Source organism: Pseudovibrio japonicus, assembly GCF_014651595.1.
GTDB lineage: Bacteria > Pseudomonadota > Alphaproteobacteria > Rhizobiales > Stappiaceae > Pseudovibrio > Pseudovibrio japonicus.
Genome location: NZ_BMXE01000004.1, coordinates 543,357 through 563,617, shown reverse-complemented (window position 1 = coordinate 563,617; position 20,261 = coordinate 543,357). Strand labels below are relative to the sequence as shown.

At 52.7% G+C, this 20,261-nt stretch carries 20 protein-coding genes; 5 read left to right on the top strand and 15 right to left on the bottom strand.

All coding sequences use genetic code 11. The annotated features are described in order from the left end of the window. Positions 1 to 33: 33 nt before the first annotated feature. Positions 34 to 510, top strand: a complete 477-nt coding sequence (smpB, locus tag IE076_RS14160; RefSeq protein WP_189437407.1) for an SsrA-binding protein SmpB — start codon at positions 34 to 36, stop codon at positions 508 to 510. A gap of 120 nt (positions 511 to 630) precedes the next feature. Beyond that, on the top strand, positions 631 to 1,164 hold the full coding sequence (gene yjjX / locus IE076_RS14155; protein WP_189437406.1) for an inosine/xanthosine triphosphatase: 534 nt from the start codon (positions 631 to 633) through the stop codon (positions 1,162 to 1,164). A gap of 108 nt (positions 1,165 to 1,272) precedes the next feature. Here the strand turns inward: yjjX and parC are convergent, their stop codons facing one another. Further along, a complete protein-coding gene (gene parC, locus IE076_RS14150; protein WP_189437405.1) occupies positions 1,273 to 3,525 on the bottom strand; it encodes a DNA topoisomerase IV subunit A in 2,253 nt (750 codons plus the stop codon). Between the two features lie 300 nt (positions 3,526 to 3,825). Between parC and IE076_RS14145 the strand changes: the two genes are divergently transcribed. Then, entirely contained in the window at positions 3,826 to 4,137 is a 312-nt protein-coding gene (locus tag IE076_RS14145) for a hypothetical protein (RefSeq protein WP_209009108.1), read from the top strand. Positions 4,138 to 4,152: 15 nt separating this feature from the next. On the opposite strand, the gene recO is transcribed toward IE076_RS14145, so the two are convergent. From recO to rpoZ, 9 genes are all read right to left on the bottom strand, one after another. Continuing rightward, a complete protein-coding gene (recO, locus tag IE076_RS14140) occupies positions 4,153 to 4,908 on the bottom strand; it encodes a DNA repair protein RecO (RefSeq protein ID WP_189437403.1) in 756 nt (251 codons plus the stop codon). 8 nt (positions 4,909 to 4,916) lie between these two features. Then, positions 4,917 to 5,837 carry a GTPase Era gene (era, locus tag IE076_RS14135; protein ID WP_189437469.1) on the bottom strand — a complete coding sequence of 307 codons (921 nt, stop codon included), beginning with the start codon at positions 5,835 to 5,837 and terminating at the stop codon, positions 4,917 to 4,919. A 46-nt stretch (positions 5,838 to 5,883) separates the two neighbouring features. After that, complete coding sequence (rnc, locus tag IE076_RS14130; RefSeq protein WP_189437402.1) at positions 5,884 to 6,591, bottom strand: ribonuclease III; 708 nt, start codon at positions 6,589 to 6,591, stop codon at positions 5,884 to 5,886. A 136-nt stretch (positions 6,592 to 6,727) separates the two neighbouring features. After that, positions 6,728 to 7,477 (bottom strand): signal peptidase I, encoded by a 750-nt coding sequence (lepB, locus tag IE076_RS14125; RefSeq protein ID WP_189437401.1) that lies wholly within the window; start codon positions 7,475 to 7,477, stop codon positions 6,728 to 6,730. Positions 7,478 to 7,621: 144 nt separating this feature from the next. After that, positions 7,622 to 8,041: a holo-ACP synthase gene (gene acpS, locus IE076_RS14120; RefSeq protein ID WP_189437400.1), complete on the bottom strand. Its 420-nt coding sequence runs from the start codon at positions 8,039 to 8,041 to the stop codon at positions 7,622 to 7,624. Between the two features lie 152 nt (positions 8,042 to 8,193). Then, the gene (locus tag IE076_RS14115) at positions 8,194 to 8,778 is read right to left on the bottom strand and encodes a DUF2062 domain-containing protein (RefSeq protein WP_189437399.1); all 585 of its coding nucleotides are present in this window, start codon (positions 8,776 to 8,778) and stop codon (positions 8,194 to 8,196) included. A gap of 25 nt (positions 8,779 to 8,803) precedes the next feature. Beyond that, complete coding sequence (locus IE076_RS14110) at positions 8,804 to 9,397, bottom strand: type I phosphoribosyltransferase (RefSeq protein ID WP_189437398.1); 594 nt, start codon at positions 9,395 to 9,397, stop codon at positions 8,804 to 8,806. A gap of 26 nt (positions 9,398 to 9,423) precedes the next feature. Further along, complete coding sequence (locus IE076_RS14105) at positions 9,424 to 11,661, bottom strand: RelA/SpoT family protein (protein ID WP_189437397.1); 2,238 nt, start codon at positions 11,659 to 11,661, stop codon at positions 9,424 to 9,426. 95 nt (positions 11,662 to 11,756) lie between these two features. Continuing rightward, positions 11,757 to 12,152, bottom strand: a complete 396-nt coding sequence (gene rpoZ / locus IE076_RS14100) for a DNA-directed RNA polymerase subunit omega (protein ID WP_189437396.1) — start codon at positions 12,150 to 12,152, stop codon at positions 11,757 to 11,759. 825 nt (positions 12,153 to 12,977) lie between these two features. On the opposite strand from rpoZ, the gene IE076_RS14095 reads away from it, so the two are divergent. Further along, positions 12,978 to 13,562 (top strand): LabA-like NYN domain-containing protein, encoded by a 585-nt coding sequence (locus IE076_RS14095; protein WP_189437395.1) that lies wholly within the window; start codon positions 12,978 to 12,980, stop codon positions 13,560 to 13,562. Continuing rightward, the gene (locus tag IE076_RS14090; protein ID WP_209009107.1) at positions 13,549 to 14,220 is read left to right on the top strand and encodes a uracil-DNA glycosylase; all 672 of its coding nucleotides are present in this window, start codon (positions 13,549 to 13,551) and stop codon (positions 14,218 to 14,220) included. Before IE076_RS14095 ends, IE076_RS14090 begins: the two co-directional genes overlap by 14 nt. A gap of 21 nt (positions 14,221 to 14,241) precedes the next feature. Here the strand turns inward: IE076_RS14090 and IE076_RS14085 are convergent, their stop codons facing one another. From IE076_RS14085 to hemB, 5 genes are all read right to left on the bottom strand, one after another. Next, positions 14,242 to 14,988 carry an arginyltransferase gene (locus tag IE076_RS14085; RefSeq protein ID WP_189437394.1) on the bottom strand — a complete coding sequence of 249 codons (747 nt, stop codon included), beginning with the start codon at positions 14,986 to 14,988 and terminating at the stop codon, positions 14,242 to 14,244. 38 nt (positions 14,989 to 15,026) lie between these two features. Further along, entirely contained in the window at positions 15,027 to 16,859 is a 1,833-nt protein-coding gene (locus IE076_RS14080; protein WP_189437393.1) for an SLC13 family permease, read from the bottom strand. An 83-nt stretch (positions 16,860 to 16,942) separates the two neighbouring features. After that, positions 16,943 to 17,431, bottom strand: coding sequence for an RDD family protein (locus tag IE076_RS14075; protein ID WP_189437392.1), 489 nt, complete (start codon positions 17,429 to 17,431; stop codon positions 16,943 to 16,945). Positions 17,432 to 17,650: 219 nt separating this feature from the next. After that, entirely contained in the window at positions 17,651 to 18,892 is a 1,242-nt protein-coding gene (locus tag IE076_RS14070) for a threonine ammonia-lyase (protein WP_189437391.1), read from the bottom strand. Between the two features lie 35 nt (positions 18,893 to 18,927). Further along, complete coding sequence (gene hemB, locus IE076_RS14065; protein WP_189437390.1) at positions 18,928 to 19,956, bottom strand: porphobilinogen synthase; 1,029 nt, start codon at positions 19,954 to 19,956, stop codon at positions 18,928 to 18,930. Positions 19,957 to 20,261 lie beyond the last annotated feature (305 nt).

The window sequence follows — 20,261 nt, the reverse complement described above, 5'->3', positions numbered from 1 at the left end:
AGAGCCCTTTATTGAATGATATAAGGAAATAAAATGGCTGCCAAAAAAGGTGGCGTTCCCGGGCGCAAGGTTGTTGCGGAAAACCGGAAGGCCCGTTTTAACTACGAAATTGAAGATGTGTTTGAGGCTGGGATTGAACTGAGGGGGACTGAAGTGAAGTCCCTTCGTCAGGGCAAAAGCAATATTGCTGAGAGCTATGCCGCCGAGTATCAGGGTGAGATGATGGTCTACAACATCTACATTCCTGAATATACGCAGGGTAACCGGTTCAATCATGAACCTCGCCGTCCTCGTAAACTACTGATGCACCGCCGGGAATTGAACAAGCTTTTTGCTTCTGTTCAGAAAGAAGGCAAGACCATAGTGCCGCTCAGAATTTACTTTAACGAAGATGGGCGTGCGAAGATGGAAGTGGCTCTTGCGCGGGGTAAAAAAGCCCACGACAAGCGCCAGACCGAAAAGACGCGTGACTGGAACCGCGAAAAGCAGCGTCTGCTGAAGAACCGCTAGAGCATTCCAAGATTCAACAGGCGATGCTCCAGCTTTTTGCCTCAGGCCTATTCTTATGTGTGTCTCTGCTTTCTCCATAAGTGTATGCGTGAGACACTCTGATTTGTCAGGAGCCTTTTCATGAAGATTGTTGTCGCCTCTCAAAACCCGGTCAAGGTGAACGCTACGCTTGAGGCTTTTAGAGCGCAGTTCCCTGCTGATGAAATTGAACTGGTTTCTGCAACTGTTCCTTCCGGGGTTCCTGACCAGCCCATGAGTGATGAGGAAACACATCAGGGTGCTGTGATGCGTGCGCAAAACGCATTGGAAGCGGAGGCTGATGCGGATTTTGGTGTTGGGCTGGAAGGCGGTATCTGCGTGATGCACGGAATGGCCTACACCTTCGCATGGATGGTGGTGGTCTCTCGTGAAGGGCAGGTTTCAGCTAGTCGCTCCATGCTGCTGCCTTTGCCGGAAAAGGTGATGCATTTGATCCGCTCTGGTATGGAGCTTGGGCATGCGATTGACGAGATCTATGGTACTGACAACATCAAACAAAAGGGCGGAGCCGTTGGCTTGCTGACAGGGGGACGCCTGACGCGTACCTCAACCTATGTTGATACGCTTTATCTCGCGCTGCTACCATTCAGATCTCCTGCCTTCTTAGATGCTTAGCAGGTTTATTTGAGAGAATGATTCAGTTAAAACGAAAAACAGAGCCGCTCAGGCTCTGTTTTTGTGAGTATGGGGCAAGGTGTGAAGAAGTTGATTCCGAACTTCGCCTCAACCTATTGAATTTCCACCAAACTTGTTGGTTCTTGGGAACCCGTTTGGTGGCAGACGACCAGCTTGACCACGGTCTCCGCGCCAGTCCTGCATTTCATCCAGAGTGCGTTTGAAGACGCGACCAGATGCATCTGTCCAAGTCAGGCCTTCTTCTGAATCGAAGGTCTTGATATCGGATATTCCGCCATCCCTGTAGCGCTGCAGGCGAACACCTCGGCCTCGCGTCATAACTGCGATTTGTGCAAGCGGGAAGGTGAGAAGTTTTCTGTTGTGGCCGATTACAGCTACATAGTCACCAATAGCTGGTACGCACAGGACAGCTTTCGCCGGAGCTGTCACATTGAGCACCTGTTTGCCCTTGCGGGTATTGGCAATCACATCTTTTTCCTGAACCACAAAGCCATAGGCTCCGTCCGTGGACATGAGGAGCTTGCGTTCAGGTTCATGTACAAAGGCGCTGACGATTTCCTGTGTCTCGTCCATATCCAGCATCAAGCGGATCGGTTCACCGTGGCCGCGACCACCCGGTAGTTTGTCTGCGCCCAGAGTGTAGAACTTACCGCCGCTGGTGAAGATCAGGATCTTGCTGGTGGTTTCTGCGTGGAAGGACAAGTGCAGCTGGTCACCCTGCTTGAAAGCAAGGTTGGAGACATCCTGAACGTGACCCTTCAGCGTTCTAATCCAGCCCTTCTCGGAGATAACAACCGTGATTGGTTCCTTTTCGATCATGGCCTGATGGATTTCTTCAAGGTCGCGGTCTGATGCGCTGCCGAAGTCTGTTCTGCGAGCGCCAATTTCGGTTTCCGGCCCGTAGGCCTTGCCGATTTCGCCGACTTGTTTGGAAACGCGATTCCACTGCTTTTTGTTGGAAGCGAGCAAGGACTCAAGGCCTGCTTTTTCCTTGGAAAGCTTGTCGTGTTCTTTTTTGATCTCGAACTCTTCGAGCTTGCGCAAAGAGCGCAGCCGCATGTTCAAGATTGCTTCGGCCTGAACATCCGTCAGCTCAAAGGCTTGAATAAGTGAGGCCTTGGCGTCATCTTCCTCACGGATGATGCGGATGACTTCGTCGATGTTCAGGTAGGCAATCAGATAGCCTTCCAGAACCTCTAGACGGTGGTTAATCTGGTCCAGCCTGTGGTTGGAGCGACGAACCAGAACTTCTTTCTGGTGCTCTAGCCATTCCTGCAGGACGTCCTTCAGGCTCATGACCTTTGGCACGACGCCTTTGGACAGGACATTCATGTTCAGCGAGAATCTGTTTTCCAGATCCGTCAGCTTGAACAGGGATGCCATGAGAAGTTCGGGGTCCACGTTCTTGTTGCGCGGGACCAGCACGACGCGTACGTCTTCGGCCGATTCATCGCGGATGTCGTCCAGCAGCGGCAGCTTGCGCGCCATGAGGAGTTCTGCGATTTTCTCGATCAAACGGGACTTTTGAACGAGATATGGAATTTCGGTGACGACAATATTGTAGGTGCCGCGTGCGCCTTCTTCCTTGTGCCATTTCGCACGGGTACGGAAGCTGCCGCGGCCTGTCTTGTAGGCTTCCAGAATGGAGCCTTTGTCGTTGACAATGGTACCGCCTGTCGGGAAGTCGGGGCCCTTGATGTGCTCAAGCAGCTCTTCAACTTCTGCATCTGGCTTTGAGATCAGCAGCTGACAGGCGTTGCATAGCTCATAGGCGTTATGCGGCGGGATGGATGTTGCCATACCCACAGCGATGCCGGTGGAGCCGTTGGCCAGCAGGTTCGGGAAGCTGCCCGGTAGGACGACGGGCTCGGAATCCAAGCCATCATAGGTTTCGCGGAAGTCGATCGCGTTTTCGTTGAGGCCATCCAGAATACGAGTGGCCACATCAGTCATGCGGGCTTCGGTGTAACGCATGGCGGCGGCGCTGTCGCCGTCGATGTTACCGAAGTTGCCCTGACCATCGACCATGGGGTAGCGAACGGAGAAATCTTGGGCAAGGCGTACAAGCGCGTCGTAGATGGCAGCGTCACCGTGTGGGTGATATTTACCCATGACGTCACCCACAACACGTGCGCACTTCTTAAAACCCTGATTTGGATCGAGCTTCAGCAGGCGCATGCCATACAGAATGCGACGGTGCACTGGCTTCAATCCATCGCGCACATCTGGCAATGCCCGATGCATGATGGTTGTCAGCGCGTAGCTGAGGTAACGCTCTTCCAGAGCGCCCTTAAGATCGATTGTTTCCGGGCCATCATGGCCGCTCACTTCTTGTCCCATGACACTTGATTATCGTTCTTGGCTTGTTCTGTCCACGCTCACGCTTCGACATGTCAATGAAATCCTCAGAAAACAGCGCTTTTCAAAGGTTTGGGTCTCTCGGAAAAACATGCATTTTGTAGCGTATTGCTGCGAATACTTAATTCCCCGCAAGCAACTGCAAACACTGGCGGCAAAAACAGGGGCCAGAGATTGCTCGAATTTTCCAAAATGACTTAAGAGGACCTGATTCTCGTTGAGGTAGTCTAAAGCGTGCAGAAGGCAACATGTTGCTGCAGGCCGGGAGAATAGGTGTTTGCAATGCAAAGTTTAGTGGTCAAGGGTTTTACGTTGATATGCGGATTGGTTGCGTTTTTGTCCTATAGCCATGCCGCTGACTATGACCGGAGCCAGTCTCAGGGCGTGCCCTATCAACAAACTGCTCCGCAGGCTAGTGCAGGGCAGGGTGAGGCGCAAGTCGCACCGGGCGTGCGGCCAAGCTGGTTTCAGCCGCCACCAGAGGATCAGCACCCTTATGTAGCGCCTCCTAAAAAGCGGTATGTGCCGCTTGCGGGGCGTAGCACTGGACCGGTTATTATCTTGCCGGGCGGGAATGGCCCGCAGAGAGACTAATGAGGTTTTTCGGCCTCAGTCTTTCAGATCAGAAAAGTCTTTTTTGAGTGCGGTGATGTAGCTGTCTCGTGCGGGCGGCCATTGGATGCCGCGCGGCTCGTAGATGTATTTAAACAGGAAGTAGCCGGTGAGTGAGAAGCCTGCCTCCATATCCTCTTTCGAAATCTGAACGTCTTGGGAAAGCCGTGATTGCGGTGCCTTCATAAATTCGGGCAGTGTTAGAAGCTTGCTTGCATAGGGCAGTCCAGCTGTTTTGCAGACTGCACGGCCAGACTTCGGGGAGACCCAGACCAGCTCATCTGTTGTGCCGGTGGCGGCGCATTCGGTCAGATCCAGGCCGAAGCCGAGATCGTTTAGTAGTTCCAGCTCAAAACGGAGCACAAGAGCAGCACCAATTCGCGGATCTTCGAGATGGTCGAGGATAACATCCAGCGCATGAAACAGATTGGGATGGGGATCACGCTCCGGCAAAAGGCGGACTTGTGCGCACAGGCTTTGCAGGCCGTGAATGGCACGGGCGGTTTGCATGAGGTGAGCCGCGCGTAATTGTACGGGCTCAACGGTGAAAAAGCCCAGATGCTCGTCCAGCCGGGCGCGCCATGTAAGGTTGAGGTGGTTGCCAAGTTGCAGGGCGGGTTGCTGTCGGCGGGATCTGCCGCCGCGAACCAGACCCAGGCAGCGGCCCTTGTCTGGTGTCAGAACCTCAAGCAGGATGTTGTTTTCACCCTGCTTGCGCGTTCCAATGACGATGCCTTCTGCCTGCCACTGCATGGTGTTGCCTAATGCGGGAAGTCCAGTCCCATGTTGCGATAGCGTTCTGGGTCATCAGACCAGTTTTCGCGCACTTTCACAAATACAAAGAGATGGATTGTTGTTTCAAAGGCTTCGGAGAGCTCCTCGCGTGCTGCTTTTGAAATGGCCTTAATGGTCTGACCGTTCTTGCCCAGGACGATTGACTTCTGGCTGTCGCGCTCAACAAAGATTGTTTGCTCAATGCGTACAGATCCGTCCTTCTTGTCTTCCCACTTGTCGGTTTCGACGGTGGAGATGTAAGGCAGTTCCTCATGAAGGCGCAGATAAAGCTTCTCACGGGTGATTTCGGCGGCCAGCATACGCAGTGGAATGTCGGAGGCTTGATCTTCCGGATAGAGCCATGGGCCTTTTGGCATCTGCTCAGCAAAGTACTTCAAGATGTCCTTGGTACCGGAACCGTTGATCGCAGAGACCATGAAGGTCTGGTCGAACTTGGTGTACTCGTTGGCTTTCGCGGCTAGGGCCAGAAGCTGTTCACGCTTGGTGATGTCGATCTTGTTGAGGATCAGAACTTTTGGGAGCTTGATATGCTCCAGTTCGTTCAGGATGCGCTCAACGGATTCATTGATGCCTTTCTTTGCATCAATGAGAACGGCAACTACATCAGCATCCTTTGCACCGCCCCACGCTGTGTCGACCATTGCGCGGTCCAGACGGCGTTTCGGGCGGAAGATGCCTGGGGTGTCAACGAAGATCACCTGGCTATCGTCTTCAATAGCAACGCCGCGTACGATTGCGCGGGTTGTCTGCACCTTGTGGGTGACGATTGAAACTTTTGTGCCAACCAACTGGTTCAGTAGCGTCGACTTGCCCGCATTTGGCGCACCAATCAACGCGACAAAGCCAGCGCGTGTGTTTTCGTTGAGTTTGCCGAGGTTGAAGTTCATGCCCTCTGGCAGGTCATTGTTGTTGTTTTCGTCGTTCATTTAAGACCTATTCGCTCCATACGCCTTCGCGGCGCAGGATGTTCTCGGCAGCGGACTGTTCTGCAATGCGCTTTGAGCTTCCGACAGCTTCACCGGGATCAACACCTTCCACATTCACGCGGATCTTGAAGATCGGGGCATGGTCGGGACCACTGCGAGCAATTGTTTCGTAATGCGGGGTAGGACGTCCTTTGGACTGTGCCCACTCCTGAAGAGTTGTTTTGGCATCTCGCAACGGGCCTGTGTAGGATACCATTCTGTCAGCAAAATAGCGCTTGATGAAGCTTTCGGCCTCGTCAAATCCGCTATCAAGGTAAATTGCTGCAATTAGGCTCTCACACATGTCTGCAAGAATTGCCGTTTTTGTTCGCCCGCCGGTGTGTGCTTCCGCTTCACCAACGCGCATGTATTGACCAATGCCGATTACTTTTGAAACCTCAGCGCAGGTCTCGCGCTTTACGAGTTGGTTGAGGCGGCGAGCAAGCTCCCCTTCGTCGGCTTTAGGGAAGTTTTCTTCCAGCATTGTCGCAATGGCAAGGCCAAGCACTCGGTCGCCCAGAAACTCGAGGCGCTGATAAGAGTGCAGGGAGGCTTTTGCCACTGGAAGTGCGCTGGCATGGGTAAGCGCCCGGACAAGGAGTTCCTTGTTGGTGAACGTGTAGCCAATGCGCTCTTCCAGCGCTGCGTCTGATACCGGTCTTTTTCTTTTGCCCATATTCCGGCTAATTCCTTTGAAGACTGCTTTGCAGACTTAAGAAAGCAGTTTGCGTGATTATATGGCTCACCCAAACTGCTTTACATGTGATTGTACGATTTTTCCGAAAACCGGAAACCCCTATGGGGCAAGCGGTTTAGAGCATGTCGCCAAGTCTATCCCAGCGAACGGTCCAAGGCCACTTCCAGAACATCCATGCTGGCTGATCGTCTTCAATGGAGAAGAAGATGATTTCGGCCCGGCCGATGAAGTTTTCGAACGGGACGTAGCCCACTTCAGAAGAAACACGGCTGTCCTGCGAGTTGTCCCGGTTGTCCCCCATCATGAAATAGCGGTCTGCTGGTACGTGATAAACGGGTGTGTTGTCCAGAGGCCCGTTGGTCGTGATATCGAGGGTCTGGTAGCTCACCCCATTGGGGAGCGTTTCAACGTAACGCGGAATTGCCTGGATATTACCGTAGGGATCTTTTTCAATGTAGTCGTCGATGCGAGTGCGCTCAACAGCTTCGCCGTTGATGTGCAGTACACCGTTGATCATCTGGATTTCATCGCCTGGCAAACCGATTACGCGCTTGATGTAATCGGTGGTGTTGTCTTTTGGCAGTTTGAAGACAGCGACGTCACCGCGTTCTGGTGCTGTGCTCCAGACGCGACCATCGAACGGCGCCAGACCAAACGGGAAGGAGTACTTTGAGTAGCCATAGCTGTATTTGGAAACAAACAGGTAGTCACCAATCAGCAAAGTATCTTTCATGGAGCCTGAAGGAATAAAAAATGGCTGAAAAAGAAATGTTCTAACAACCAGAGCGAGCAGAAGAGCTTGGGCGATGACCTTAATGGTCTCATAAACGCCGCCTTCCTGCTCCTTTTCTTTGGATTGGCTCATGTTCGTCCTTCGTGGTAAGAGAATACTCGCTCGGCCCAGTGCCCGTCACTTTTGTAAGGCGAGTCAGTCCCCGACAATTATATTCACATAGGTGGATCTATTAGCGGTTCAAGGCCACTTCTGCAATCCAGTTCATTTACGTTTTCACGTCTCGACGCCGGGCCAGTCCTCTGGCCACGCTGAAATTACAACAAATGCCTGCGCTATTGGGTAATCATCCGTAATTGTAAGGTCAATTCGTGGCACAAAACCATTTGGTACAAGTTTATCCAGTCTTTCTTTGGCGCCACCGGTCAAACGCATGGTTGGTTTACCACTTGGTAGGTTCACCACGCCCATTTCTTTCCAGGCAACACCCATGGAAAGACCTGTGCCCAAAGCTTTGGAGCAGGCTTCCTTGGCCGCAAAGCGTTTGGCGTAAGTTGCTGCCTTGTTGGCGCGGCTTTCGGCTTTCGCTCGCTCCACCTCGGTGAAGACACGTTGTGTGAAGCGATCCGGAAACCGCGAAAGCGTTTTTTCAATTCTACGGATGTCGCTTAGATCGCTGCCAATGCCAATAATCATCTGTGCCTCGTTGTTTCACGGAGATATTGGCCTGTGAGCGTGTATGTCACAAGCCGTCAGAGTTTGTTGTTCAGGTGCTTCGCTTTAAAAGGAGTTGGGAGGCACGTTCTGTTGGCCTGCTCATCGCCCAAAAGCTTGCCGGGCGTTTCCAACTACTTGCCCTGATTGTTTTTTCTGTTTTTTTCTACGAGCTTTCTTTTCAAGCGAAAGCGGTGCTGCCGGGCTTTTTGATAAGTCGATACAGACCCCAGCACGACAAAATAGAAGAAGATGCCGACGATCAAACCAAGCGGGATTGAGCCGATCAGCATAGGCTTCAGGATTGGCCAGATCGTATCCAGAGACTGTGACAGCATGGAGTGATCCAGATGGTCACTCAGATCAGGCAGGGGCTTGTCTTCCTGATCGAGGATATAAAGGCCAACCTTATAGGTGCTTGCCCAGATTAACGGGAAGGTCAGTGGGTTGCCGACTGCGGTGCCCAATGCTGCGGCGAGAAGGTTTCCGCGCAGAATATAGGCTAGAATAAAGCTGAGAATAAAATGAAAGCCAAGGAAGGGTGTGAAGGAAGCAGCGGCGCCTGCGGCAAAGCCTGCTGCGATCTTTCTTGGGCTGGCTGACAGGCGGAGAACCCGTTTCGAGAAGTACCTGAAGGAGCGGGACCAGCTATGGCGCGGCCACACAGCTATGCGGATACGTTCAATTCTCGTTGGTTTGTCCCGCCGTTTAAAAATCATTTTGGTTCAAGTGCTTTGCTTAGTTTTAATCTTGCCAGTTAAACGGCGCGACTGGGGTTGTTTCTATGGCCGGTATCTCAGCTAGTTCCCTTGGTACATTCTCGGCTGCATACACTGGTAGTTTTAATGGAGCAAGAGATATTAGAGGTACTCCCAAGTCCGGTTTGTCCTGACTCCTGTCGATAAAACAACCAATCCCTATGGTGTTAACACTCATGGAGCGTAGGGCTTCAATTGTGGATATGCATAGAGAGCCGGCTCCGACAACATCCTGAATTATAAAAGCATTTGAGTTTGGCGGAATGTTTGCCGGGCCGGTGGTGAATAGCCCGGCTTCGCGGCGGAGCCATAGGGCACTTTTCTGCATAATCCGCGCAGTTTGCAGTGCGACGATTAGGCCGCCTAAGCTGGGGGCAACAAAATGGGTGAAGTTGAGAAGCTCGTTCGCTGCAATTTTCTTCACTAGTTCGGAGGCCAGAATTTCGACCTTTTCAGGGTACTCCAGCAGCTTTTGTCGTTGCAGATAGGCTGAGCCGTGCCAGCCTGAGGGGAGGACGAAATGTCCTTCTCTCAGGGCGTGTGTTTCTCTGAAAACGTCCAGGACTGCATTGGGGTCCATGGGTTTTCCTTTTTTGTTTTCAGCGGCTAGCCGTTCACTCTTTGCGCTTCGGAAACATTAGGTTTGGCACGCAGCTGGTTCAGGATCAAGTTCAGGTGCTTTAAATCCCATACCTCAAGATCAATTAGCATCTCGTGAAAATCAGAGGCTTTTCGGATCATTTTGATATTATCAATGTTGCCGCGATGGTCGCCAATCACTTTCGTGATAGCTGCAAGTGAGCCGGGTTCGTTGACTGCGAAGACGCAAATCTGTGCCGGGAAGCGCTCTGGTGCGTTGGGGTCAATGTCCCAGCGCACGTCAAGCCAGCGCTCTGGCTGATCGTCGAACTCCTTCAGGTCCGGAGACTGGATTGGATAGATGGTGATACCGACGCCCGGAGTGAGAATACCCACGATCCTATCGCCTGGGACTGCGCCTCCGCTTGGGGCAAAGCGCACAGGCAGGGAGCCCGACACACTGGTGCGTATAGGCAGGGAGCCGTTTGAGGTGTTGCCGGGAGAGCCTTCCGGGATCTTGAACTTCACTGAGCTGCCTTTGTCCAGATCAAACCAACCTTCAGAGGCGGAGCCTGCTGCAGGCGGTGTGCTTGCATTGCGCTCAGCGCTCATCACAGGGGCGTAGTCCGGATAAGCGACTTCCAGAATGGCGTTTGCTTGAATATCTCCGCTTCCGACTGCGACGAGTAGGTCGAGCGTAGTGTCCATGTTGAACTTCTTGATGTGCGCTTCGAGCGCTAATTCATCAAAGTCCTTGCCAGCGTGAGAGAAGGTGCGCTCAAGGATGTGCTTGCCAAGGCCGCCATATTGCTGGCGCGCAGAGGCTTTAGTTGCTTTGCGGATGGCGGAGCGGGCTTTTCCGGTTACCGCGATGTTCTCCCAGGCAGGGGGAGGGGTCTGTGCCTGTGAGCGGACGATGTCTACTTCATCACCATTGGTCAGTTCGGTGACCAGTGAGGAAATGCGTCCGTTGATCTTACAGCCCACGCAGGTGTTGCCGATGTCGGTGTGTACGGCGTAGGCGAAATCAATTGGGGTCGCACCGCGGGGCAGTGCGATCAGGCGGCCTTTTGGTGTGAAGCAAAAGACCTGGTCGTGGAAGAGTTCCAGCTTGGTGTGCTCAAGGAATTCTTCCGGAGATTCCCCTTGTGCCAAAAGGTCAATGGTGCCGCGCAGCCAGCCGTAGGCGCGCGATTCAGCGGTCATGGACTGAATGTTTCGGCCACCGGTGACACCGTCCTTGTAAAGCGCGTGTGCTGCGATACCATTTTCTGCGATGCGGTGCATGGCTTCGGTGCGGATCTGCAGTTCAACGCGCTGACGTTTAGGGCCAACAACGGTGGTGTGAATGGAGCGGTAGTCATTCTGCTTCGGCGTAGAGATATAATCCTTGAAGCGGCCCGGTACGCATGGCCATGCTGTGTGGATGACGCCAAGGACGCGGTAGCAGTCTTCCGGAGTGGGTACGATCGCGCGGAAGCCGTAGATATCGGAGAGCTGCTCGAAGCCCAGAGATTTTTCCTCCATCTTGCGGAAGATGGAATAGGCGCGCTTTTCGCGGCCGCTGATCCGTGCGGTGATGCCTTGATCGGCGAGGCGCTGTGTCAGGTCCTCTTCAATGTCGGTGATCAGGCTTTCGTTCTTGTTGTGCAGGATTGCGAGGCGCTCGCGAATGGTGTCGCGGGCGTCTGGATACAGCGTTGAAAAGGAGATGTCTTCCAGTTCGTCGCGAATGTCTTGCATACCCATTCGGCCTGCAAGGGGAGCGTAGATCTCCATGGTCTCTTCTGCAATGCGCATACGCTTGTCTTCACGCATATGGTGCAGCGTGCGCATGTTGTGCAGACGGTCAGCCAGCTTAACCAGTAGAACGCGAACGTCATCTGCAATCGCGAGCAGGAGTTTGCGGAAGTTTTCGGCCTGTTTTGCTTTGCGGGAGACCAGATCCAGGCGTTGAATCTTTGTCAGACCATCAACCAGCTTACCGATTTCCTCGCCAAACATGCGGTCAATTTCGGCGCGCGTGGCGTCAGTGTCCTCAATGGTGTCATGAAGGAGGGCGACCGCAATTGTTGCGTCGTCAAGCTTCAGATCCGTGAGGATTGCTGCAACTTCGAGAGGGTGGGAAATATAGGGGTCCCCAGAAGCACGGGTCTGGGTGCCATGCTTTTGCATAGCATAAACATAGGCCTTGTTGAGCAGGGCTTCATCCGCGTTGGGATTGTAGCTGGTTACTTTCTCAACAAGTTCGTATTGACGCATCATTTTCGGGCGGCCGCTTCACTTTAAAATAAGCTAGGGCCGGACCAGAAAATGCGAGGCGCCGGCCCGGCCGACGCCGACATCTTGCAGAAGGCGATTTAGTAGTCGTCGGAACGTTCCGGCGGTACCAGGCTTTCAAGCCCCTTCAGCATTTCTTCTTCAGTGATGCTGTCGAATTCGACTTCTGAATCGTCAACCGCATTAATCTGAAGTTGTTTAGGGTCACTAGGAACCATTGGAGCTGTTTCTGCTTCCGGTTCGTCCACTTCCACGAATTTTTGAAGAGAGTGAATGAGGTCTTCTTTCAAGTCCTCTGGGCTCACTGTTTCTTCGGCAATTTCGCGAAGTGCGACAACCGGATTTTTATCGTTGTCGCGGTCGATTGTCAGCGGCGAGCCACTGGAAATCATCCGGGCGCGATGGCTGGCAAGCAGAACCAGCTCAAACCGGTTTTCGACCTTGTCGACGCAATCTTCGACGGTCACACGTGCCATTCGATCACTCCGTAATATCTGGGAATTCAGAGGCCACTCATAGAATGCTTCTTGTTTTAAGGCAAGAGCCGTTTGCTTATTTTTTGTGTAACTCCTTTACATCCTATGAGGAAAAACCAGAATTTGTGCTTTTTGTGCCCGAGATTAGGCCATAGAAAAATCGGGGCTTTAGGTCTGTGGCACATGATTTTATTTTAAATACTCTTGGGGAGAGTTGTTTTTGTGTGCGGGGCCAAGCGGAAATAATTGCTTATTATTGTATTTGGGAGACAGGCAGAACATTTGGCACTGCAACTCCTTAGCGAAGCTCACAAGCTAAAAATCATATTGAAATTGGAATAGATGAAAAAAAGTAACACAAGGAAATTGCCAAATTTAGGTGGCTAACTATTCATTTCGTGCGTTAGTTTTCAAAAAAAACAGGGAAACTTTGTTTCTATTAGAACCTTGAGTATCCCTATGTGAAGGTTTGTTTCTAAGCTAAATTGAATCTATTATCCAAACTAGGAATATTTGGTGGGTTCCTGTTAATTTATGCAAGATGGCATCTGTAAATTTCATTCATCTTGTTTTAGTTTCTGCCCGGTGAATCGAACCGCACTGATCCAGTATTAACAAGATCAATGCAATGTATATGCTTTGGGGCAAGGTTTTATGTTTGTCCGTAACGAATGCGTATTCGATTTAACGTAGAGTGCAACCGGGTCAATTAGAATGGCATACATTCCAGGCATGTCACGTCAGCAAATTTACATGCCCGGAAAGTGATTGCTTATAACAAGTTACTGACTTACGCGTCTGTGCAGCGGAAAGGCTAAAAATAATATGTTTGATCCCCGCGAAAAGATTGCTTTATTCATTGATGGAGCGAACCTTTATTCGACGGCGAAAGCTATTGGCTTCGATATCGATTACAAGCGTCTCTTGAAAGAATTCCAATCCAAGGGTTACCTGCTACGCGCTTACTATTACACTGCGTTGGTGGAAGAGCAGGAATATTCGTCCATTCGTCCTCTGATCGATTGGCTGGATTACAATGGCTATAAGGTTGTTACCAAACCTGTTAAGGAATTCGTGGATTCCGCAGGGCGTCGCAAAATTAAAGGCAACATGGATATCGAGCTGGCTGTAGATGCTATGCAGTTGATCGACCATGTGGACCATATTGTGCTGTTCTCTGGTGATGGTGACTTCCGTTCCTTGGTCGAGGCGCTGCAGCGTCGTGGCCGCAAGGTTTCTGTCGTCTCTACACTGCAGACACAACCTCCAATGATCGCTGATGACTTGCGTCGTCAGGCTGATCATTTCATCGAGTTGTCCACGCTGATGCAGCGTGTTGGCCGTGACCCAAGCGAGCGTCCGCCTCGTCTTGAGCCAGAGGATGAAGAGATCGGAGATGACGACTACTAAGGTCCGTCACGCTATCGAGATTTTGCACAAGCCGGGGACAGAGTGTCTGCTTTGTCCCCGGCTTGTTGCGTACAGGGAGGAGTTGCGTGGGCTTCATCCTGGCTGGCACAATGCGCCGGTGTTGGATTTTGGGCCAGTTGATGCTTCCCTTATCGTTGTAGGGCTTGCGCCTGGTCACAAGGGTGGCAATCGCACGGGCATTCCGTTCTTTGGTGATTTTTCAGGTGAGATGCTCAATGGGGCGCTGACGGCTAGTGGGTTTGCGCAATACACAGATGCTGCTGCGCCAGGGCAGGGGATTGACCCACTTGATGTGCGGATCACGAATGTTGTGAAGTGCATGCCACCGAAGAATGCACCAAAGCCTGCTGAGATTCTAAATTGCCGACCGTTTTTTCTGGAGAGCCTGCATGTAAGTGATGCGACGCGGGCTGTCGTTGCTGTTGGGCGTACGGCGCACGAAGAATTGCTTAAAGCCTTTGAGCTTCGGCGCAAAGACCATCCTTTTGCTCATGGTCTTGAAGTGCAGCTCAGGTCTTCACTGAGAATGTTCTCCAGTTTCCATTGTTCGCAATACAATGTGAATACGCGGCGGATCACCGCTGAGCAGTTTACTAATGTGTTCTTGCGCGTTCAGAGCTACCTGAAATCACTGTAGAAGCCGGGGTTAGCATACAGGTTAGTCCTGCCGTTCCCAGCCTTGTGCTGCAAGGTGTTCCTGTGGCTTGAAACGTTCTTTGTAGGCCATCTTGGGCGAGCCCTGAACCCAGTATCCCAGATAGACATAGGGTAGGCCGAGGTGTTGGGCGCGGGTTATGTGGTCGAGGATCATGAAGGTGCCTAGGCTTCGGTCAGTCTCGTTATGGTCGAAGAAGGAATAGACCATGGATAGGCCATCGCAAAGCCTGTCAGTAAGAGCCACGCCAATCAACGGTCCTTCGCCTTCGCCGGAAATGAAGGAGTATGGACCTCTACGGCGGTATTCGATGATGGCTGTGTCGACGTGGGTATCCTCGACCATCATGGAGTAGTCGGTGGGGGACATCTCCGTCATGCCGCCGTTGGTGTGGCGGGCATTCAGGTAGTCATGAAACAGGTCATATTGCTCAGTAGATGGACCAGGAGGCAGCTCCGTGCCGATCAGATCCTGATTGTCTTTCCATACACGCTTTAAAGACTTCGTCCATTGGAACTCTTGTGCGCAGACGCGGATTGATACGCAGGCGCGGCAGTCTTCGCAGGCAGGACGGTAGGCAATGTTTTGCGAGCGGCGGAAGCCGCCTTGTGTGAGGACATCATTGAGCGCAGGTGCGTTCGGTCCGACGAGATGCGTGAAGACTTTACGTTCTTTACGATCCGGCAGGTAGGGGCAATCCGTGGGTGCAGTTAGATAAAACTGCGGGTTATCATAGGCTTGCCGTGTCACCTAGCGCGTCCCTCTTCGTTGTTTATCCTCATTTCTCCCTACAGATTATAATAGTAAGGAGCTGCGAATGAGAAGGTCAACCATATGATTATGGCAAGAGGCGTGCCTGCCAGAAGAAAATCTGAGAAGCGGTAGTGCCCCGGACCCATAACTATGAGGTTTGTCTGATAACCGATTGGCGTTGCAAAAGAGCAGTTTGCCGCAAAAATCAGGCAGATGATGAAGGGCTCAACGGGGACGCCGGTCCTGTGGGCCATCTCAATTGCAATGGGTGTGAAGAGCACCGCTGTTGCGTTGTTGCTGAGTAAGTTGGTTAAAATCGCGACAACAGCAAAGAGGAGCGAGAGGACAAATGCCGGGGAGCGCCCGTCGGCAAGGTTGAGGAGTGCGAGCGCAATCGCGTCGTCACCGCCTGTGGCCTCCAGCGCGCGCGAGGCGGCTATGGAGGCGCCGATCAACATGAAGATGCGGCTGTCGATTGTGCGCAGGGTCTGGCGGATGTTGAGGCAGCCGAATACGATCATTGCCAGTGTCGCGCCCAGAGATGCGATCATGATCGGCACGATGCCAGAGATTGCCAGAGCGATCATTACGACAAAAATGGCAAGTGCGCGGCGGGCATATCTTCTTTGTGGCAGCTCGGTTGCAGACCAGTCCATGAGGAGGACATCCCGGTTTCCGCGCAGGCGATTGATTTCATCGCGATTTCCGGCAATCAGCAAAACATCCCCGGATTCCATACGGATATCGGTCATTGGCATGCGTGGCATACGGCTGCGGCGCTGCAGTCCGGTGACCACACAGCCGGTGTCGGCGTGGAAACTGGTCATGGAGAGCGTGCGGCCAATCAGGCGCGAACCGGGGGCAACTACTGCTTCGGCCAGAGTGAGCGCGCCGGATGGAGAGGCATGATCTGCGTCGCTGGTCGGGCTTTCGTTGGCGTCGGCTGGGAGGAGGGGGTGGCGTTGGCTGATGGCGCGGGTGAGGGTTTCGCGGGTGGCGGCTACGATTACGGTGTCGCCCGGCTGCAGCTGGATATCCTCAAAGGGAGGCAGGAGCGGGCGTTCGCCGCGCTGGATCAGGCGGACGGTCATTTCCTTCATGGCGGGGAACATGCCTGCGATGGCTCTTTCTCCCACCAGTGGGTGGCCGTAAACGATTGGAATCTGTGCGATAAATTGCCGTCCGTCCTTACCGGTGAACTCTTCGGCCATTGTTTGGCGGGGCCGCAAGATGCGTGGCAGGATGAACAGAACATAGATGGAGCCGACGGCTGCCAGAATGGCGCCAAAGCCGGTGAAGGTGAAGAAATTGATCTGAACTTCGCCGGTTGCGTTGGCGACGTTGGTTACGAGCAGGTTGGTGGAGGACCCGATCATCGTTGTCATGCCACCCAGAATCGTAATGAACGAGAGGGGCATAAGAAAACGGGAGGAAGAGGTGTTATGCGCGGCGGCGACGGTGGTCAGAATTGGAAGTGCGATCACCACAACCGGCGTGTTGTTCAAAAATGCACTGACGATGCCGACGGTGATAAGCAAAGGACCGGTTGCCAGCCAGCGGCGCTGTTTTGACATGCGCAGGATTGCCTGAGCAGGCTTGTCCAATGCGTCTGTCTGGAACAGACCCTGCCCGACAATCAACAGGCAGATCACTGTGATCAAGGCCTGATTGGAGAAGCCGGAGAGAAAGTCCTCCGGCCTGACGGGCAGTCCATTCAATGTTTGAGGGAAAACCATGAAAAGCAGCATCAGGGCGACGATTGAGCCCAATGCTACGATTTCAATGGCGACGCGTTCGACCGCATAAAGGACAATCGTGAATCCGATAATCGCAAAGGTCAGGATCATCGGTATGTTCAGGTGCTCCATGCGCGTCCCCGCTCGTGCTAATCTCCTACACGTTATTAGAGGGTCTCGGCAGGTTCGTCACTGCACGTTGCATCATTGGCTGCTTATCGATGCAGACTATCCACCGGGGAATTCATAATAACGGCACCAAGGACGATATCATGGAGGAGTCTCTTTTGGTCACTAAACAATGAGACTAGGAGGACAAAAGGACTGAGCACTGTTACTGAAAAATAAAAAAGCACGACGTGAATTGCTGCATATAGCGGGTAGGGGCGGTTGCCGTTGTTGAGGCGCATTTCCAGCCCAAAAGCCCGCATTCCCGGGGTTGCAGAGTTAAAGCCACCCAGCGAAAATGCTGTGTAAGCCAGGGCAACAAGTGGCCAGATTGCAGGGAATAACAGCCATGCAAGGCCAAGGGTCAGGATGCCCAGAAAGCCGACGACAAAGTAGGCGATGCCGGAAAGAATGGTGATCGCGATAATATCAATGACGCACGCAAAGATACGTTTCATCCGCACGCCATCAAATAGCTGCGGATTAAGGTAGGGGTCGTAATAAGTGTTCAGGTGCGTGCTCACTTCATGGCTCATTTTTGCCTCGGCTCGGTTGGTGTGTGCCGGGCCTTCCCCAGCGTCTCTTTGTAGAATTGGGTGTGCGTTTTTTAGGTTTCAAGCGGGAGTAGCAAACAAATTTTGTAGAATCCGACAATGAGAGGATAATTTTTCGTCTCTCATGACGCAAGTCCCTGCGCCGGGGCGGTATTGGGCGCAGGAGATGACCTTAATCGGAATTTGCTGGCGGGGATATTCCTAGAATCGCATCTCGCCGGATGACAGCAGTGTGACGTGGATATCGCCTGCTTCCAGCGCTGCGATAATTTCCTTGGCGTGCTGGTTGTCGCGGGTCTCAATGGCTACATCCAGCGTTGCACCTTTTACGGAGACGTCAAGGAAGAGGCGGTGGTGCGACACTTCTAAAATGTTGCCACCCAGTTGGCCGATTGTTGTTGAGATCTCGCCAAGGATGCCCGGACGGTCCGGGATGTTGCAGCGGATATGGATGATATTGCCAAGGCGTACCAACTGGCGCAGGGCGATTGAGGCGAGCAAGCGGGGATTAATGTTGCCGCCGCAGAGGACAACTCCAACTTTCTTGCCTTTAAAACGCTCAGGATGGGCGCACATGGCAGCAAGGCCAGCAGCACCGGCACCTTCAGCTACTGTTTTCAAGCGCGTGAGGAAGATGTTGATGGCCTCCTCAATCTGCGTTTCACTGACCAATAGGATGTCGTCGACGTACTGTTTCGCCAGTGCTTGCGTGTTGACGCCCGGCATTTTGACTGCAATGCCTTCTGCCAGAGAGTTGCCGCCGCACTTCATTGGTTGATTGTTGAGAGCGGCATACATGGATGGGTAGAGTTCGCTTTCAACGCCGATGATCTCGATGTTCGGCTTAATCGCTTTGGCTGCGACTGCGATGCCGGAGATCATACCGCCGCCACCGATTGGGACAACAAGCGTGTCCAGATCCGGTTGAGCTTCAAGCATTTCAAGGGCGATGGTGCCTTGACCTGCAATGACCTCCAAGTCGTCATAGGGATGCACCCAGATATAGCCGTGCTCTTCAGAGAGACGGTCGGCTTCCTTCTTCGCATCGTCAACGGTTTCACCCGCAAGAACAACCTTCGCGCCAAAGGCCTTGGTCGCTTCGATCTTTACATAGGGTGTTCCGTTGGGCATGACGATGAGGGCAGGGATGCCAAGGCGTTGTGCGTGAAGGGCCACGGCTTGTGCATGGTTGCCAGCGGACATGGCAATCACGCCGCGTTTTTTTTCTTCTGCCGACAGATGAAGCAGTTTGTTCAGGGCGCCGCGTTCTTTGAATGCGTTGGTGACCTGCATGTTTTCGTATTTTACGAAGACATGGGCTCCAGTGATGGCATCCAATTGAACGGCTGGCAGGAGCGGTGTTGCAAGCACCGCGCCCTTGATGTTTTTTGCTGCCTCTTCAATATCTGAAAGGGTGAGAAGAGGTGAGGCCGCCTTTGACATGTTTTTGCTCTCGCGGGTGTCTTGTTGTCTGGGCTTTATTTGCCGCTTAGCTTTTTCGCAAGTTCTGGTGCAAAGTAAGTTAAGACACCATCTGCGCCTGCGCGTTTAAAGGCCATAAGGCTTTCCAGCATGGCTTTGTCCTTATCGATCCAACCGTTTTGCGCTGCGGCGCAGATCATCGCGTACTCACCGGAGACCTGATAGGCGTAGGTTGGTGCAAGGAAGGTATCTTTGATGCGGCGGATAATATCGAGATACGGCATTCCCGGCTTGACCATGATCATGTCTGCACCCTCTGCGATATCGAGCTCTGCTTCTTTGAGGGCTTCGTCAGTGTTGGCCGGGTCCATTTGATAAGTGCGCTTGTCGCCCTTTAGATTGGAGTTGGAGCCAACAGCTTCGCGGAACGGACCATAGAACGCGGAAGCGTACTTTGCGGAGTAAGCCATGAGCTGAAGGTTTTCAAAGCCCTGATTGTCCAGTGCATAACGGATTGCGCCGATGCGACCATCCATCATGTCAGATGGGGCGATGATGTCGGCGCCAGCTTCTGCCTGAATGATTGCCTGACGGCAGAGCTGTTCAACTGTTTCGTCGTTGATGATCACGTCACCTGCCATCAGACCATCGTGGCCGTGAGAGGTATATGGATCGAGGGCGACGTCAGTCATCAGGCCAACGGGGAAACCTTCCGCTTTGATGGCTTGTAGTGCACGGCAGGTCAGGTTGTTGTCGTTGAGTGCTTCGGTGCCCATTTCATCGCGCAGATCCGGATCGGTGTTCGGAAATAGTGCAATGACTGGAATGCCCAGTTCTGCGGCTTGCTCTGCGGCGCGTACTGCCAAGTCGACAGAGTAGCGTTCGACACCTGGCATGGAAGAGACTGGCTCGGTTTTGTTTTCGCCATCAATCAGGAAGATTGGCCAGATCAGGTCATCAACGGTGACTGTGTTCTCGCGGATCAAACGCCGTGACCAGTCGCTGGAGCGATTGCGACGCATTCGGCGGCCGTTCAAGATCTGGTTCATGTCTATGGAAGAATGCGTGTCTTTGGCAAACGGCATGGTAACTCACCTGAATGACTGTTTGTTCGGCCTGTGTAATTTTGAGCGCGCGAGCTTACTCAGAACTACTAGGGTATTTTCTGTCAGATAGCACGGCGCGTTTGCTTGATAAAACTCAAATTCATTTCGTGTTCCAAAGCTTCCTTGGAAACGCCGAAAGGATTTCGCTTTCCGTGCAATATAGTCGTGGACGAGGATGTTATCCCCTCAACTGATTTGAAATGCAACGGGAATAAGCGGAGAATCACTCGCTGTACGGGAACCTTGGGCGGTTTTGCGCGTTTTAATGCGTTGGTTTGCGTTAT

What these genes read in the sequence shown, in the direction of transcription:
- smpB (WP_189437407.1), top strand. Translation starts at nt 34, where the DNA reads ATGGCTGCCAAAAAAGGTGGCGTTCCCGGGCGCAAGGTTGTTGCGGAA.
- yjjX (WP_189437406.1), top strand. Translation starts at nt 631, where the DNA reads ATGAAGATTGTTGTCGCCTCTCAAAACCCGGTCAAGGTGAACGCTACG.
- parC (WP_189437405.1), bottom strand. Translation starts at nt 3,525, where the DNA reads ATGGGACAAGAAGTGAGCGGCCATGATGGCCCGGAAACAATCGATCTT.
- IE076_RS14145 (WP_209009108.1), top strand. Translation starts at nt 3,826, where the DNA reads ATGCAAAGTTTAGTGGTCAAGGGTTTTACGTTGATATGCGGATTGGTT.
- recO (WP_189437403.1), bottom strand. Translation starts at nt 4,908, where the DNA reads ATGCAGTGGCAGGCAGAAGGCATCGTCATTGGAACGCGCAAGCAGGGT.
- era (WP_189437469.1), bottom strand. Translation starts at nt 5,837, where the DNA reads ATGAACTTCAACCTCGGCAAACTCAACGAAAACACACGCGCTGGCTTT.
- rnc (WP_189437402.1), bottom strand. Translation starts at nt 6,591, where the DNA reads ATGGGCAAAAGAAAAAGACCGGTATCAGACGCAGCGCTGGAAGAGCGC.
- lepB (WP_189437401.1), bottom strand. Translation starts at nt 7,477, where the DNA reads ATGAGCCAATCCAAAGAAAAGGAGCAGGAAGGCGGCGTTTATGAGACC.
- acpS (WP_189437400.1), bottom strand. Translation starts at nt 8,041, where the DNA reads ATGATTATTGGCATTGGCAGCGATCTAAGCGACATCCGTAGAATTGAA.
- IE076_RS14115 (WP_189437399.1), bottom strand. Translation starts at nt 8,778, where the DNA reads ATGATTTTTAAACGGCGGGACAAACCAACGAGAATTGAACGTATCCGC.
- IE076_RS14110 (WP_189437398.1), bottom strand. Translation starts at nt 9,397, where the DNA reads ATGGACCCCAATGCAGTCCTGGACGTTTTCAGAGAAACACACGCCCTG.
- IE076_RS14105 (WP_189437397.1), bottom strand. Translation starts at nt 11,661, where the DNA reads ATGATGCGTCAATACGAACTTGTTGAGAAAGTAACCAGCTACAATCCC.
- rpoZ (WP_189437396.1), bottom strand. Translation starts at nt 12,152, where the DNA reads ATGGCACGTGTGACCGTCGAAGATTGCGTCGACAAGGTCGAAAACCGG.
- IE076_RS14095 (WP_189437395.1), top strand. Translation starts at nt 12,978, where the DNA reads ATGTTTGATCCCCGCGAAAAGATTGCTTTATTCATTGATGGAGCGAAC.
- IE076_RS14090 (WP_209009107.1), top strand. Translation starts at nt 13,549, where the DNA reads ATGACGACTACTAAGGTCCGTCACGCTATCGAGATTTTGCACAAGCCG.
- IE076_RS14080 (WP_189437393.1), bottom strand. Translation starts at nt 16,859, where the DNA reads ATGGAGCACCTGAACATACCGATGATCCTGACCTTTGCGATTATCGGA.
- IE076_RS14075 (WP_189437392.1), bottom strand. Translation starts at nt 17,431, where the DNA reads ATGAGCCATGAAGTGAGCACGCACCTGAACACTTATTACGACCCCTAC.
- IE076_RS14070 (WP_189437391.1), bottom strand. Translation starts at nt 18,892, where the DNA reads ATGTCAAAGGCGGCCTCACCTCTTCTCACCCTTTCAGATATTGAAGAG.
- hemB (WP_189437390.1), bottom strand. Translation starts at nt 19,956, where the DNA reads ATGCCGTTTGCCAAAGACACGCATTCTTCCATAGACATGAACCAGATC.